Here is a 575-nt window from a genome sequence, read left to right as displayed (position 1 = left end):
TCTTCAAAAATTTATGGCAAGGTTTATGGCAATGCTAGCGTGGGTGGGTATGTTAAGGTCTATGGTTCTGTTTATGGCAATGCAAAAGTGACTGGTTATCACACCATTAGAGGTTTGGTACATGGCAATGCAAGATTAAAAAGAAATGAGTATTCATATACAGAACAAAACCCTTATTATGCATATGGAATTCCTGAAGATTGTGAAATTTATGAAAACGATACCGTTGTAAAGATTAGTGAAAAAGCAGCGTAAATAAAATAACGGGGCGGGGGGCTGCTTTATAGCAAAAAAGCCGCGCCTTTAAAGGACACGGCTTTTGTTTGCAACTGGAAACTTATACATTTTAAATGTTAAAATATATTACACAAAACGTGTAAAAATGCAAGCCTTAATACATAAAAACCGCATCAAAATGAATTGATACGGCTTTTATTATCAAAACAGCTAGCGATCTAAATAAACGATTAAAAGAAATAACCGAAATATAAAAGAACGTCTCTTTATTGCACAAAACGTATCAAAAAGCAAGCTGTTAAGTAAAATAAAAATGGGATTCACACTGTAGATTCAGT

General features: G+C 33.7%; 1 pseudogene. It reads left to right on the top strand.

The features are described from left to right. Nucleotides 1–255, top strand: a pseudogene (locus tag ACFIM6_RS10180) (hypothetical protein); the annotation flags it as partial. Between the last annotated feature and the right edge of the window lie 320 nt (nt 256–575).

This window comes from Bartonella sp. AA9NXGY (assembly GCF_042196845.1).
GTDB lineage: Bacteria > Pseudomonadota > Alphaproteobacteria > Rhizobiales > Rhizobiaceae > Bartonella.
Note: the sequence above shows the minus strand (reverse complement) of the source record. Positions and strands in the feature narration are given on the sequence as shown.